8 protein-coding genes are annotated in these 15,139 nt (G+C 69.8%); 5 read left to right on the forward strand and 3 right to left on the reverse strand.

The window, feature by feature from the left end:
- On the reverse strand, positions 1 to 3,389 hold a 3,389-nt coding region (locus N553_RS23290; protein ID WP_197030113.1), incomplete at its 3' end, for a VWD domain-containing protein.
- Between the two features lie 85 nt (positions 3,390 to 3,474).
- Here N553_RS23290 and N553_RS0116960 point away from each other — a divergent pair.
- Together N553_RS0116960 and N553_RS0116965 are read left to right on the forward strand one after the other, a co-directional pair.
- Positions 3,475 to 4,320, forward strand: coding sequence for a hypothetical protein (locus N553_RS0116960; protein WP_156043881.1), 846 nt, complete (start codon positions 3,475 to 3,477; stop codon positions 4,318 to 4,320).
- A gap of 92 nt (positions 4,321 to 4,412) precedes the next feature.
- Entirely contained in the window at positions 4,413 to 5,330 is a 918-nt protein-coding gene (locus N553_RS0116965; RefSeq protein ID WP_028047525.1) for a S1C family serine protease, read from the forward strand.
- Here the strand turns inward: N553_RS0116965 and N553_RS0116970 are convergent.
- The gene (locus tag N553_RS0116970) at positions 5,327 to 7,969 is read right to left on the reverse strand and encodes a multicopper oxidase domain-containing protein (protein WP_028047526.1); all 2,643 of its coding nucleotides are present in this window, start codon (positions 7,967 to 7,969) and stop codon (positions 5,327 to 5,329) included. The two genes, N553_RS0116965 and N553_RS0116970, sit on opposite strands and share 4 nt — an antisense overlap.
- Positions 7,966 to 9,126: a hypothetical protein gene (locus N553_RS0116975; RefSeq protein ID WP_051640297.1), complete on the reverse strand. Its 1,161-nt coding sequence runs from the start codon at positions 9,124 to 9,126 to the stop codon at positions 7,966 to 7,968. Before N553_RS0116975 ends, N553_RS0116970 begins: the two co-directional genes overlap by 4 nt.
- 92 nt (positions 9,127 to 9,218) lie before the next feature.
- Between N553_RS0116975 and N553_RS24445 the strand changes: the two genes are divergently transcribed.
- The 3 genes from N553_RS24445 to N553_RS0116990 all read left to right on the forward strand — a co-directional run bounded on the left by N553_RS24445 (position 9,219) and on the right by N553_RS0116990 (position 15,128).
- Positions 9,219 to 9,944: a metalloregulator ArsR/SmtB family transcription factor gene (locus N553_RS24445; RefSeq protein WP_051640298.1), complete on the forward strand. Its 726-nt coding sequence runs from the start codon at positions 9,219 to 9,221 to the stop codon at positions 9,942 to 9,944.
- A 110-nt stretch (positions 9,945 to 10,054) separates the two neighbouring features.
- On the forward strand, positions 10,055 to 11,362 hold the full coding sequence (locus tag N553_RS0116985) for an MFS transporter (protein ID WP_028047528.1): 1,308 nt from the start codon (positions 10,055 to 10,057) through the stop codon (positions 11,360 to 11,362).
- Positions 11,363 to 11,381: 19 nt separating this feature from the next.
- A complete protein-coding gene (locus N553_RS0116990) occupies positions 11,382 to 15,128 on the forward strand; it encodes a nitrate reductase subunit alpha (protein ID WP_028047529.1) in 3,747 nt (1,248 codons plus the stop codon).
- Positions 15,129 to 15,139 lie beyond the last annotated feature (11 nt).

Here is a 15,139-nt window from a genome sequence, read left to right on the forward strand (position 1 = left end):
TACCAGGTACTCGCCCCCGACAGATCCGCAATCACCCGCGACCCACCGGCCGGCACCGTGAACGAGTACTCATCCACCGATGCCTTGGTCTCCAGGTTCCCGGCCCCATCAGCCGGAACACCGTTGGACACGACGACGGGAGCGCCGGAGACCGGCAGGTCGAGGGCGAAGGTTTGTGGCGCGGGAACGATCGCCAGACCGAGGTCGTAGCGCCAGGCGCTTGGAGTGGCCGAGCCGTCGACGTACACATCGAGGCACGCGTTCCCGCTCAGCCCACTCTGGATCCCGTACGTCGCCTTGCCTGTTCGTGTGGCGAACGCACTCGTCGTGGAGATCAGACTCCAGGCGAGCGAGTAGCGGAACTGTGTCCCGTCGATCGCGAGCGACGAGTTCGCCGGCAGATCGAAGCAGTAGCGGTCGGACGAGCCGACAGCCTCGAGCACACCGGCGCCGCTGTTGACGGGCAGGCCGGTGGCCGGGTGAAACTCGGAGTCGTCGTGCAGCTGGATGTCGAAGCGTTCGAACGGAACCCGCGTCAGGTCCATGTCGACCTTCTCGACCCCGAACCACGCAACCGTCGCGCCGCCCTTGAGGCGGAACAGGGCGTTCAGGTCTCGCTTGGAGTGCGGTACGACGAAGCTCACGTCGCCCACGGACACCATGGACGAGTCCGGGAGCGTCACGGTCGTCGACGAGCCGGGGACGAGCGTGCCCTGGACGGCGGTGCCGTCCACGACGATCTCCACGTTCGATGCCGAGAAGCTCAGACCGGGGGTGACGAACCTCGCGGTGACGTTGAACGCCTTGTGACCCGGCAGCTCGGTCAGGTAGAAGGGGTAGTCGTTGGCCCCGGTGAACGGACCGGCGTAGTTTCGGCCGACGGCGAGCGTCCGGATCTTAGCTGGGAAGAAGTTCGGCGGGATCTCGCCGGTGAACTTCACGGACAGCGGATCGGCTCCGATCGACGCATCCCCAAGACCGACCCCGAAGGTGTCGGTGCTCGCGAGGCTCGTCGCGAACGACGGATCTCCGGAGAGGCCCACGTCGAGCAGGCAGTCGTCGAACCCGAGCCCTGGCTGGATGCCGGCGGCGGTGCAGATAGCGGCCGCCTGGGAGAAGGCCGCTTCAGACAGGTCGCTCAGTGACGTGACACCGCGCGGGTAGGACCTGTCGACGTAGTCCACGGCCGACTTGCCGACCGGATAGGTGAACAGCGAGTTGCTGTCCGTGACGCGCCACGAGTCACCGAACGTCCCGTACAGACGCTGGAGGAACAGCGAATCCGAGACCCCAAACTTCAGACCATCCGTAACGTCGACGCCGCTCGCCGACACCAGGTCGTTGTGTGGGTTCCCGTCGTAATCACCCAGCATGCCGTTGACCTGACCGGCCCATGTGGACGGCAGGCTCAGCCGGAAGTCGCCACGAGCCCCGGGGCGCGGCGTCCAACCGATCAGGGCCTGGTCGCCGTCGTCGTCAAACGCGGTGAGTAGTTGCAGCTCGCCGCCCATGCGGGTGATCAGAGCGCCGTCACCGACGTAGAGCAGACCCCCTTCGGGCAGGGCGACCGCGCGACCATCCACGGCCACGGAGCCGAGTGCGTCGAACTCAACGAGCCTGTCGCCCGTCTGTACAGCGAGGGAGCCGACGCTCGACATGTCAGCCGTGGCAGCGACCGTTCGCATCTGAATCTCGAGGCCACTCACGTCGTGCTGGAGCAACCGGTATTCGCCGACGCCGTGGAAGTCGTAGTTGAGTCCGTCGAGCGTCACGAGCCGCGGATCGGCACGCACCATCGCGGGACTCGCCGCGCCGCCCATCCAGACCTGGATCTCCTCCTCGGTCAGGCCCATCGCGCGAAGCTGGTCAGCCGTGAACACCTGATCGATCTCGCTGAGGATCGCGAGCAGCTCGAGCATCCCCGTCGCCCTAGTGCACGCCAGAGCCGCCGGCGAGACCGAGCCCGAGCCGTAGCCGTGGGTTGCGGCGTTGACCGGCCCGAGACACAGAGCATCCCTCGTTCCTTCGAACGCAGCCTTCTCCACCCCCTTCATGATTACTGCCCTGGCCGCCGCGTTCGCCGCGCTCTTCGTGATTTGCTCGGCAGCTCTCACGAGCAGCTTCCCGCGGACCTTGTCGTAGACGTACTTGGCGACCACCGCCGCCGTAGCCGCCGCAGCGGTACCGGCCGCTACCTTCGCGACCGCCTCCCAATCGACGGCGTACTCCTCCTCGGCGTTCGACTGCTCCGGTGGCTCCGGTGGGTACGGGTTCGTCTGGTAGGGCACCGTGAGGGGCACCTCGACGACGCCGGGGATCGACTCGACCACCTCATTCGTGCCGTAGCGCTTCCGCTCCTCGTCGTCCTTGCACTCCTCCCGGGACTTCTTTGAGACGAGCACGACTCCCGGCATTCCCGCCGCGGCCTTCGATGCCCAGGTCTCGAACACTGGCCGGGAGATCTTCGCGTCAGCCTTCTTCTCGCACTTCTCGACGACGCGAAATTCGTCGGTGTACCACGAGACGTTGGCCGCTTTCGCGCCACCCCAGCCCGCAGCTTTCATGGCGGCCACATAGGTGTCCACCTGGAACTTCGCCTCTGCGACCGTCCCGTTGGTGTCCTTCTTCAACTCGATGACGTCCATCGGGTTGGTGCCCGGAGCCTGGGAGAACCTACCCGCGACGACGATGTCCGGGCGGAAGCCGACGGTGACCGAGTCCTTCTGCTCCTGTGTGGTCTCCTCGGCAAGGTTGTCGAGGATCGCGTTTCTGAGCGAATCCCCGGTAAGTCCGGTCATGGTGGCAAGCCTGAGCGGAGTCAGACTGACCTCCCACTGGATTCGAGAGGAGACGACGCCGGCCGCCTGGTTCTCGAGTGCGGATCTCGTCGCCGTCGTCGAGACGCCGAGACCGGGGTTTCCGGCCGCCAAGAGAAGGTTCATAGTCTGAACAAGCCTGGCCTGAGCAATTGACTCGATGTAGTCCTTGTCCGAGTTACGCCCCTGGCACTCATTGGGCAGATACACACCCAGCTTCGGCGGGACACCATACGTCAGCGGAACCGCTGGCTTCGGCGGAAACGTCGCGTACAGGCAATAGTTGAAACCGCGCGAGCGCAGCAATGAGCCATTGATGCACCGCGTTGCACGGCTGTTGTCGAGCTCCGGTTCGGGCGAGCAGTAGGCGGTTGCGGGCGTGACCGGAGAAGCCGGGACGCTGGCCGCAGCAGTACCTGTCGTCGCCGGCGAGCGACCGGTGACCTGCGAGAAGATGGGCTTTTGGACCGCTGCTGCGGCTCCTGGCGGGGCAACCATCGAAACCGCCAGGGCGACGACGACGACGAACGCGACGGCGAGTGCCTGCCGAAGAGTAGCGACCGATGTGCTCACAGTTCGTCCTGTCCTATGACTGAGGCGAGCCGACTTTAAGTCACGGAACGTACCACTCAATTTGCGCGCTGGTAGGGTTCGGAGCATGAAGTTTGTCCGGGTCCCCGACACTCTCCCGTCGCCGCAGGAGTACCTGCGGGCCGGCGTTCCGCGCCCGCTCGCATCCGTGGATCAATCGCCGCCGGCACGCAATGCCACGGTTTCCGATCTGCGGCAAGTGCCGGATCTGTCGGACATTCACCCGAATGACACGACAGTCGGTGACACATTCACCGTGATGGACCTTTCCGGCACCATCGCCGGCGTGGTATGGGCCCGATCCAGTCAGTACTTGACGCGGCCCACCAAGATGAGGGCCGTGTGGGCCGAGGTCATGTCGACCCGGCGCACCTCGAACGGGCTGCTCCAGATCGATCGCGGCTCATACGTGCCCGGTAACTACCCCGTGATCCGCGACCCGATCGAGCTCTCCGCCGTCCGCATAGTCACGGTCGACACCTCCGTCCTGCTGGCCGGCCTTGACCCGGCCAAGTTCCGTCACGACGACGTGATCTTCCTCAGCGCGGCGGTTGCGATGGAGGTTGCCCTGACGGTCAGCGCTCCCGCGGGCGATGAGCCGCAGGAACCGGACACGGTGCACTACGCGAGCTGGGACCTCTCGGTCCCCGTCCCTATCGATCACTACGTGCTGCGGATGTATACACACCTCGCGGACGCACTGCGGCCTCCAATTACACGAAATTCGCAGATCGATCGCACCGAGCTGATCTGCGCAGCAACGGCGATTCTTTACGAGGCGCCGCTGTACACGGCGAAACCCGAGGCGTACCAGGGTATTAAGAACGGACTGAAGTTGATTCCGTACGGACCGGTGCGCAACAAGTCCGCCCTCGACCAGTACTCAGCCCCGGACCCGTTCGCTGAGAAATAGCGGAAGTGCCCTCACGAAGGGCCTCGGTCGATCAGAAGCACGCCGGCAGCGAACACAGGCATAACCTTGACGCCGGCACCGCTGTAGGTGCCATGACGGACGACGAGGCGCTCGACGCCTACTCCCGAGCGGTGGTCTCCGTGGCGGAGAAGGTGCTGCCGAGCGTCGCGAGCCTGAGCGTCCGGACGGCGCAGGGCGGTGGAGCCGGGAGCGCAAGCGTGATCACGACCGACGGATTCCTGCTCACCAGTGCGCACGTCGTCGTCGGCGCGAGCACCGCCGAGGCGTCCTTCACCGACGGCACGACCGTGCGCGCGGACGTGGTCGGCCGCGACCCGCTCTCGGACCTCGCCGTGCTGCACGCCCGCGGTGACACACCCCCACCCGTCCCCTTCGGCGACGCGGCGGCGCTGCGCGTCGGTCAGCTCGTCATCGCTCTGGGCAACCCGCTCGGCCTGGCGGGGAGCGTCACGGCGGGCATCGTCTCCGCGCTCGGGCGGTCGCTGCCCACCGGGTCGGGACGCGTGATCGACGAGGTGGTCCAGACGGACGCCGCGCTCAACCCCGGCAACAGCGGCGGTGTGCTGGCCGACAGCGCGGGCCGGATGGTCGGCGTGAACACCGCCGTCGCGGGGATCGGCGTCGGGCTGGCCGTGCCGATCAACGCGACAACACGCGAGATCGTCACGACGCTCATGACCCGCGGCCGGGTCCGACGCGCGTGGCTCGGCATCGCCGGAACCCAGGCGCCCTTGCCGCCGCACCTCGCCGAACGCCTCGGGTCACCGACGGGGCTCATGGTCGCCGGCGTCTCGCCCGGTTCCCCGGCCGCCCTCGCCGGCCTGCACCGGGGTGACATGGTGGTGGAGCTGGATGGCAACCGCGTCGTCACGACGACGGCGGTGCAGAAGCTCATGGTCGAGGACGCGATCGACCGCCGCATCGAGATCACCGTCTGGCGCAACGGTGCCCTGGTCGACGTGATCGTCTTCCCGCGCGAGCTGACCTAAGGACCTGTCACCACGAACCGGCCGGTGGCGCCGGAGTGGGCGTCGCTCATGACGTGCGTGACGAACGGGTAGGTCCCCGCCTCGGGGAAGGTGAGCTCGACGAAGCCGCCCTCCGCGGGGCCGAGCGACAGCACCTGCGCGCCGCCCGTTCCGGTGGACCCGCCGTCCCGCAGCAACCAGTCCCCCTCCCGGTAGGTCGTGTCGAACTGCGCGCCCACCACGTGGAAGCTGCTCGGCTTGTTCGGTCCGGCGTCGAGCACCCACAGGCGCACGCGTTCGCCGGCCACGGCCTGCAGCGGACGGTCGCGGTACTGGTTCGCGAAGCCGTTGAACACCACGAGATCCGGGGTGCTCGCGGCCACCTTCGCGTCATCGGCCATACCACCCTGCGCGCCCAGGTAGAGCTCGGACTGCACGAGGACGTACTCACGGTCGACGGCGGGCAGGCCCGGTGGGTCGATGATGACGGCCCCGAACATGCCGTTCGCGATGTGCAGCGCCATCGGCATGGTCGAGCAGTGGTACATCCAGATGCCGCTGCGCGTCGCGGTGAACGTGTACGTCAGGGACGCACCGGGCTGGATGGTCCGCATGACGTCGTCGGGTGCGAGGGCGCCCGCGTGGAAGTCGATCGAGTGGCCGATCGAGCCGTCGTTGACCAGCGTGATCTCGAACCGGTCGCCGACGGAGCCGCGGAGCACCGGCCCGGGCGCCTGGCCGTCGAACGTCCACAGGCGTTGCGTGACGCCAGGAGCGACCTCGCGCTCGACCTCGCGGACGGTCAGGGTCGTGCGATGCGTGGTCGTCACGGTGGACGACGGGGGCGGCGTCGCGTCGTGCGCGACGAATCCCGCGTCCGGTGCGGCCATGAGGTCGAGCGCGTCGGCAGCGCTCTGCTTCGGCTCGTCCGACGAGGCGGCGTGGTCCGCGTGCCCTCCCATCCCCGCCGCGTCGGCGGGCGTCGCCGGCTCGTCCCCGGCCGTCCCCGTCGAGGCGGTCTGCGCGGTCCCTTCGACCTCGATCCGCAGCGTCATCCCCATCAGGCGGTGCCCCGCCACCGGGCACCAGCCGTCGAGCGGCACACCGACGACCCCGACATCCACGGAACCCTGCTCACCGGGTGCAAGCCGACCGGTGGTCGCTCCCGTCTCGATCGCGAGCTCGTGCACGTCGTCGTCGGTGTTCGTCACCTCGATCACGAGCCGGTCCCCGGCGGGCACAGTCACCACCGAAGGGCTGAACCGCATGGTGACGGCCTCGACCGACACAGTGGTCGTCCGACCCGTCGCAACCGTGTCGCCGTCGGCCGACGCGACCGTGCCGATGCCTGCCGCAGGCGGGTCGAGCGCAACGCCCAGCGCGACCGCGAGAACGAGGCAGCCGACGGCGACGACCGCGGCGCCGCTCCGCGCTCGCACGGGAACCTGCACCTCCGGCGTGGCCGGTGTCGCACGCCGCCACACCAGCACGGCGCGCGTCACGAGCACGAGGAACGACGTCAGTGCGCCGAGCACGACGAAGGACGAGAGGACCCGGACGGCGCTGGGGACCGGTGCGACGAACACCGCCAACCCTGCGTTGACCAGCACCACACGCACGACGGCGCCACGGTCGAGCTCAGCCGCCGTCCGACGCGACATCGCCGGGCCACCGCCGAGCACGACAGGCACGAGGTAGGACAGCGAACCGACGAGCACCTGCCCCACGAACCCGACGACGAACGGGGCCACGAGGACGCCCAGGCGGTCCGGGACGACTCCCCACCTCGGCGCTCCAGCGACGATGGCGCCGAGCGCGAGCGTGCTGGTGAGGAACCACCCGACGGACGATGCGAGGCTCCACGCGGCGTAGGTGCGCGGGCCGCTGGACCGGGCCTGCATGACCATGGCGTGCGCGATCACCGCGGTGCCGGCGGCCACCGTCAGGGCACCCGCAGCGACCAGGGGCTGCCAGGACGTGAGCGTCCCGGCAGCGACGAGCCCGAGCCCGCCGAGCACCACGGGAAGCGCACGACGACCGGCCCGCTCGTGGGCCGGTTCGATCCGGGCGTGCAGCACGGTGGGCCAGAGCACCAGGAGCGTGCCGAGCACCGTCAGACCGACCCAGCCCAGCAGAAGAAGCGTGACGTGGCCGACGTACAGACGCCCGTGCAGATCCTGCGACGCGTGCCCCTCGGCCATCGCGACGCCGAGACCGACCCCGACCGGCAGCAGCACTCCGGCTGCGACGTAGTACCGAACGGCGTGCCCGAACCGCGACGGCAGTGCGGACCGGCTCTGGACGACCATCACCGCGACCTGGGCGAGCGCGGACCCCGCGACCAGCACGGCACCGGCGACGATGGCCGCCGGCACCGTGACCGCCACACCGACCACGACCGCCAGGGTCCCGACGGTGTGCGCCACGAGGCGTGCCGTGTGGCCGGGACGTCCCCCGGGGGCCGGTCGACGCAGCAGGGTGTCGGCGAAGTGCTGGCTCCAGACGAGGATCGCGCTGCCAGCCGCACCGAGAAGGAGCAGGTGGACGAGCAGCCACGGCGCCGCCGGGACCGCCCGGTGGCCGAGCGAGAGCGCGACAGCAGCAGCCATCCAGGCGACAGACAGGGCGTTGGCTCGCACGTGCCAGCCGGCGCGCGTCACGGGACCGGCACCGAGACGGCGGCGCGGGGCGCGGCATCGACGGGCGCCGACCGGCGCACCGTGGACGAACGTGAGACGACGATGCTCCCGACTGCGATGCCGAGGAACCCCAGCACGGCGACGATGTTCGCGACGCCGCCCACCTGTACGGCCCACCCGACACCCCACGCGTCGCCGACGAGCAGACGCAGCGCCAGCGACCCGTGCAGCAGGAGGAGCGGGGCGTACATGAGCGGCCGGTACGGCAACGGACGCCGGATCACCGCCGGGAGGATCACGGGCGCGTGTGCCATGACCATCGAGATCACGAACCCGAGGAACACGGCGTGCAGCACGGCGTCGTACCCCGGACCTGCGGTCACCGTCCCGGCAGCGAGCCAGATGCCGCCGGCGACGGCCAGCCAGCCGAACCCGGCGAGCATCGCTGCCGCCATGAACCGTCGCTGCCCTTCACCACGGACGGTCCGGCGCGCGACGTCGTGCCGGAAGAGCAGGAGCGCCAGCGTCAGGAGCGCGGAACCGAGCACGCCCCCGCCGAGCCGGGGCGACAGGAGCGCAGCGGCCGCGCCCGACAGCAGGGCGAGCGCCGTCCCGAGGAGCGTGACCTCCACGGCCGGGGGTGGGGCGGCGATGCGCATGAGCTCGAGGCGCTCGCCGGCGACGGTGAGCACGAGGAAGACGACCAGCCAGGGCGCGAGGACGGGGATCGGGACGGCCGCACACGCGAGCAGTGCCGTCCCGACCGCCGCGAACGCTCCGGCAGCCTGCACGGCGACCGCCCGGGCCGGCTGTCGTCGCCACAGCGGGACGTAGAGCGCGAGCAGCGCGACGGCGCCGCCGAGCTGGAGCGCGCGTCCCACGGCGAGCGGCGCCGGGCTCAGGAGCGCGACGGCGCCCGCACCGAGCAGGACGGGTGACGCGTACGCCCAGTGACGGCCCACGGCGACCGCGCGCTCGAGCGCGACGAGCGTGCCCACGAACCCCAGCACCATGAGCTGGCCGTGCACGTCGGGCAACCTGTCGAACCGAACCGGGGCGGGCAGTCCGAGCAGGGTCAGAGCCGAGTCGAGGCCCGCCAGCAGCGCGAGGCCCGCCGGCAGCAGGAGGACAAGGCGCGCGGGCGGCCGCGACTGCTTTTTCACGGCGACTGCGCGCATTTCCACGGCAGCAGCGTGATGCAGCCCCCAGCCGCGCGAACAGGGCCGGAAGTCCCGGGCGGCCGCCGAGGGCGCTCGGCTAGCCTCGACGCATGGCCATCCGCCGCACCGCCGCGGCGCGGACCCTCGCCTCCAACAGCCGCGTGGACCTGCTGGCGCTGCTGCAGGACGGCTCAGAGCACACGATCAGCGAGCTCGCCGTCGCGACGGGCCTCCACGAGAACACGACACGCGAGCACCTGCAGCGGCTCGTGGCGGACGGGTTCGCGCTGCGCAAGCCCGAGCACCGCACCGTGCGGGGGCGCCCACGGATGGTCTACCGGCTCGTCTCGGCCGAGGACATCAAGGCCGACCCGCAGGCCCGGCGCCGCATCGAGGAGTCGATCGCGCGCGTCGCCCTGACGCGGGTGCTGCTCGAAGGCTACGGGCGTCCGGTCGCCTCGACGACGGACGCGGCAGAGGCCGCCGGCCACGCACTGGCGGACGACCCGAAGCTGTGCCCGCCTCCCCGTCCTGCTCTCGTCGGAACCTCCGCGGACCGGCAGATCGACGCCCTCGAGGCGCATCTCGACCGACTCGGGTTCGACCCGGAGCTCGAACGGTCGCAGCTGGCGTTCCACCTGTACCACTGCCCGTTCGAGGACCTGGCCCGGGCACGGCCTGAGGTCGTCTGCCACGTGCACCTCGGGCTCGCGCAGGGTGTGCTCGACAGCGTGCCCGGTCCGGTCGGCGCCCGGCGGCTCCTGCCGTTCGTCGGGCCGGAGCACTGCGTCCTGCAGCTGACGCGGGAGAGTCGCGACGATCCACCGGCCGCGTGACCTGAACGGGTTTTCCACGGTGTTTTTTCCCACCCCGCACGCCCCCGCGCGGCGATGCTCGGCCCAGGCCCGATGACGGGCCGACGACCAGCACTCTGCGGGAGGTTCACATGTCCGCCCTCGCCGTTCGCCGTCCGGACCTGTCCCGCTGGGACCCGGAGAACGAGGAAACGTGGGACAAGCGCCTGGCATGGCGCACGTTGTGGATCACGACCTACAACCTGACGCTCGCCTTCGCGGTCTGGTACTTGGTCAGCGCCGTGGCTCCCCGCCTCAACGACATCGGGTACGACCTGTCCAAGGGACAGCTCTACTGGCTCGTCGCGATCCCGGGGCTCGCCGCCGGCACCTGCCGGCTGATCTACATGTTCCTTCCCCCCGTGCTCGGTACGCGCACCCTCGTCGGTGGCTCGGCGACGCTCCTGCTGCTGCCGATGGTCGGCTGGGTCCTGGCCGTCCGCGACCCGGGCACCCCCTACGCGATGCTCCTGCTGCTCGCGGCTGCGTCCGGCATCGGGGGTGGCGCGTTCGCCGGGTTCATGCCGTCGACCAGCTACTTCTTCCCGCGGCGCATGGCCGGCACCGCGCTCGGGCTGCAGGCGGGGATCGGCAACTTCGGTGTCAGCCTGATCCAGCTCCTGGTCCCGTGGGTGGTGGGCTTCGGCCTGCTCGGCACCGCCGCGCTCACCCCGCAGCAGAAGTCCGACGGGTCGACGATCTGGCTGCACAACGCCGGTCTGGTCCTCATCCCGTGGGTCGTCCTGGGTGCCGTCATGGCAGCGATCTGGCTCCGTCGGGTGCCCGTGCAGGCGAACTTCCGCGAGCAGCTCGACATCTTCAACGAGAAGCACACCTGGTACATGACCGCGGTCTACGTCATGACGTTCGGCGCCTTCTCCGGCTTCGCGGCGCAGCTCGGGCTGCTCATCAAGAACATGTACGCCGGCATGGAGGGTGCTCCGGACCCGCTGAAGTACGTCTTCCTCGGGCCGCTCCTCGGCTCGATCACGCGCGCCGCCTGGGGTCCGCTGTGCGACAAGTTCGGCGGTGCGATCTGGTCGTTCGTCGCGGGGGTCGGCATGACGATCGCGACGGTGTTCACGGCGTTCTTCCTCGACCCCCAGGACACCAGCACGTTCGGCCTGTTCCTCGGCGGGATGCTCGCGATCTTCACGTTCGCCGGCATCGGCAACGCCGGCACGTTCAAGCAGATGCCCATGATCTTCGACCGCCGGCGTGCGGGCGGGGTCATCGGGTTCACGTCGGCGATCGCGGCGTTCGGTCCGTTCCTCGTCGGCATCGGCCTCTCGCTCGTCGCCCCGCAGGCGTTCTTCATCGGCGCCGCCGTGTACTTCGCCCTCTGCACGCTGCTCGTGTGGCGCCAGTACGCCCGCCCGGGTGCACCTCGCCCGTGCTGATCTGCTCAAGGAGTCCTCGGTGAACACACCTGGTACGGACAACCCCGCCGTCGACGCGCTGCTGCGGCTCGGTTCCAAGCTGCGCCCCGGGACCGTCTCCCCCGACCTGCGCACGCTGTTCCTCGAGGGTGGCCGCTCCGGCGACGCGTTCTACCGGGACCGCTGGTCGCACGACAAGGTGGTCCGATCGACGCACGGCGTGAACTGCACGGGGTCGTGCTCGTGGAAGGTGTACGTCAAGGACGGCATCATCACGTGGGAGACCCAGCAGACCGACTACCCCTCGGTCGGCCCGGACTCCCCTGAGTACGAACCCCGCGGCTGCCCGCGCGGTGCCGCGTTCTCCTGGTACACCTACTCGCCCACCCGGGTCCGCTACCCCTACGTCCGGGGTGCGCTCCTGAAGGCGTACCGCGCGGCCAAGCAGCGCACGGGTGACCCGGTGCTCGCCTGGGCCGAGGTCACCGGTGACCCCGAGACGGCACGCTCGTACAAGTCCGCACGTGGCAAGGGCGGCCTCGTCCGGGCCACCTGGGACGAGGCCTCGGAGATCGTCGCGGCGGCGCACGTCCACACGATCAAGACGTACGGACCGGACCGGGTCGCGGGCTTCTCGCCGATCCCCGCCATGTCGATGGTGTCGCACGGCTCGGGTGCACGGTTCGTCTCGATGCTCGGCGGCACGATGCTCTCGTTCTACGACTGGTACGCGGACCTGCCGGTCGCGTCCCCGCAGGTGTTCGGCGACCAGACCGACGTCCCCGAGTCGGCGGACTGGTGGAACGCGAGCTACCTCATGATGTGGGGCTCGAACGTGCCGGTGACGCGCACGCCCGACGCGCACTTCATGACCGAGGCGCGCTACCGCGGGCAAAAGGTGGTGACCGTCTCCCCCGACTACGCGGACAACACGAAGTTCGCCGACGAGTGGCTCGCACCCCACCCGGGCACCGACGGCGCGCTCGCGCTCGCGATGGGCCACGTGATCCTGCGGGAGTTCCTGGTCGAGCGGCGCACCGAGCGGTTCGCGCAGTACATGTCGGCGTACACCGATGCGACGCACCTGATCACGCTCAAGCAGCGCGGCGACGCGTGGGTCCCCGACAAGTTCCTCACCGCCGACGCGCTCGACGGGCCGGTCGCCGGTGCCGACGGCACCCTGCGGGACACTCACGGCCGGGACGCCGCGTTCATGACCGTCGTCATGGATGCCGACGGGTCGCCGCGGGTGCCCAACGGCTCGCTCGGGCACCGGTTCGACCCCGAGAAGGCCGGGTCGTGGAACCTTGACCTCGGAACGATCAACCCGGTCATGTCGATCGGCGACCTCGAGTCGCACGACGGGTCGTCGGTCGGCGTCGACCTGCCCCGCTTCGATGTCGCGGGCAGTGAGCACACCGGCGGTGCGGGCGTCGTGCGGCGAGGCGTGCCCGTGCGGCGCATCGGCGACGCCCTCGTCACGACGGTGTTCGACCTGCTGCTCGCGCAGTACGGCGTCGGCCGGGACGGCCTGCCCGGCACGTGGCCGACGGGCTACGACGACCCGAGCACCCCGGGCACACCCGCCTGGCAGGAGGAGATCACCGGCGTCCCCGCCGCGGCTGCCGAGCGGATCGGTCGGGAGTTCGCCGAGAACGCCGAGGTGTCGGGCGGTCGTTCGATGATCCTCATGGGCGCGGGCACCAACCACTGGTTCCATTCCGACACGATCTACCGCACGTTCCTCGCGCTGGTCACCATGACCGGCTGCCAGGGCGTGAACGGCGGCGGCTGGGCGCACTACGTCGGCCAGGAGAAGTGCCGCCCCGTGACGGGGTGGGCGCAGTACGCGTTCGGGCTCGACTGGGTGCGGCCGCCGCGGCAGATGATCGGCACGGCGTTCTGGTACCTGGCCACGGACCAGTGGCGTTACGACGGGCTGCCTGCCGACGCGCTCGCGTCCCCCCTCGCCGAGGGTCTGTTCGCTGGCCGGACCACGGCGGACTGCCTGGTGGAGTCCGCGAAGCGCGGCTGGATGCCGAGCTACCCGACGTTCAACCGCAACCCCCTCGAGCTGGTCGACGAGGCTCGTGCGGCAGGCAAGGACCCGGCGGCGCACGTCGTCGACGAGCTCCGCGAGGGACGGCTGAAGTTCGCCGTCGAGGACCCCGACGACCCGGTGAACTTCCCGCGGGTGCTGACGGTCTGGCGCGCCAACATCCTCGGTTCGTCGGGCAAGGGCAACGAGTACTTCCTGAAGCACCTGCTGGGCACCGACGCGGCCGTCATGGCCGAGGAGTCCGGACCAGACCGACGTCCCGAGTCGATGGTCTGGCACGAGGAGGCCCCACGCGGCAAGCTCGACCTGCTCGTCACCAGCGACTTCCGCATGACGTCGACCACCCTGTTCTCCGACGTCGTCCTGCCCGCGGCCACCTGGTACGAGAAGCACGACCTCTCGACCACGGACATGCACCCCTTCGTGCACTCGTTCAACCCGGCCATCGCGCCGCCGTGGCAGACCCGCACGGACTTCGACATCTTCGTCACGCTCGCCAAGGCCGTCTCGAAGCTGTCCGTCGGGCACCTCGGCGCGCGCGAGGACCTGGTCGCGGTGCCGCTCATGCACGACACCCCCGACGAGATGAGCACGCCGCACGGCACGGTCACCGCGGTCGAGGACCTGATCCCGGGCGTCACGATGCCGAAGCTCGTCGTCGTCGAACGGGACTACACCACGCTCGCCGACCGGCTCACGTCCCTCGGCCCGCTCACCGCGAAGGCGGGCATGGTGACCAAGGGCGTGCAGTTCATGCCCGACCAGGAGGTCGCCGAGCTCGGCCGCCTCAACGGCGTCGTCCCCGACGGCCCCGCTGCCGGACGCCCGCGCCTGGCGACGGCGCAGCACGTCTGCGAGACGATCCTCGCGCTGTCGGGCACCACGAACGGGCGGCTCGCGGTCCAGGGGTTCGAGAACGTCGAGAGGCAGACGGGGACCGAGCTCGCCTGGCTGGCCCGCGAGCACGAGGGCAAGCGCATCACGTTCCCCGACGTGCAGGCGCGACCTGTGCCGGTCATCACGTCGCCGGAGTGGTCAGGCTCGGAGCACGGCGGGCGCCGGTACACCGCGTTCGCGATCAACGTCGAGCAGCTCAAGCCGTGGCACACCCTCACGGGCCGGCAGCACTTCTTCCTCGACCACGACTGGATGAGCGAGCTCGGCGAGAACCTGCCGGTCTACCGACCACCGCTCGACCTGGGGCGGCTCTTCGGCGACCGCACCCCCGGCTCGACCGTGCCGTCGGGCGCCCCCGGCTCCGAGGGCCACGCCGAGGTCACGGTGCGCTACCTGACGCCCCACTCGAAGTGGTCCATCCACTCCGAGTACCAGGACAACCTGTTCATGCTCTCGCTCTCGCGCGGCGGCCCGACGATCTGGATGTCCCCTCAGGACGCCGAGACCATCGGGGTCCGGGACAACGAGTGGATCGAGGCCTACAACCGCAACGGCGTCGTCGTGGCGCGCGCGATCGTGAGCCACCGGATGCCGCAGGGCACGGTGTTCATGTACCACGCGAAGGACCGCACGGTGGATGTCCCCCGGTCGGAGACCTCCGGTCTGCGCGGTGGGATCCACAACTCCCTGACCCGGGTGCTGCTCAAGCCGTCGCACCTCGTCGGCGGGTACGCGCAGCTGTCCTTCGCCTTCAACTACCTGGGCCCCACGGGCAACCAGCGCGACGAGGTGACGACGATCCGTCGCCGGTCGCAGGACGTGACGTACTGATGGGGGTTCTC

Source organism: Cellulomonas sp. URHE0023, assembly GCF_000688475.1.
Taxonomy (GTDB): Bacteria; Actinomycetota; Actinomycetes; order Actinomycetales; family Cellulomonadaceae; genus Cellulomonas.

Excerpts from the sequence above, each read along its gene's own strand:
- N553_RS0116960 (WP_156043881.1), top strand. The coding sequence starts at position 3,475 with ATGAAGTTTGTCCGGGTCCCCGACACTCTCCCGTCGCCGCAGGAGTAC.
- N553_RS0116965 (WP_028047525.1), top strand. The coding sequence starts at position 4,413 with ATGACGGACGACGAGGCGCTCGACGCCTACTCCCGAGCGGTGGTCTCC.
- N553_RS0116975 (WP_051640297.1), bottom strand. The coding sequence starts at position 9,126 with ATGCGCGCAGTCGCCGTGAAAAAGCAGTCGCGGCCGCCCGCGCGCCTT.
- N553_RS24445 (WP_051640298.1), top strand. The coding sequence starts at position 9,219 with ATGGCCATCCGCCGCACCGCCGCGGCGCGGACCCTCGCCTCCAACAGC.
- N553_RS0116985 (WP_028047528.1), top strand. The coding sequence starts at position 10,055 with ATGTCCGCCCTCGCCGTTCGCCGTCCGGACCTGTCCCGCTGGGACCCG.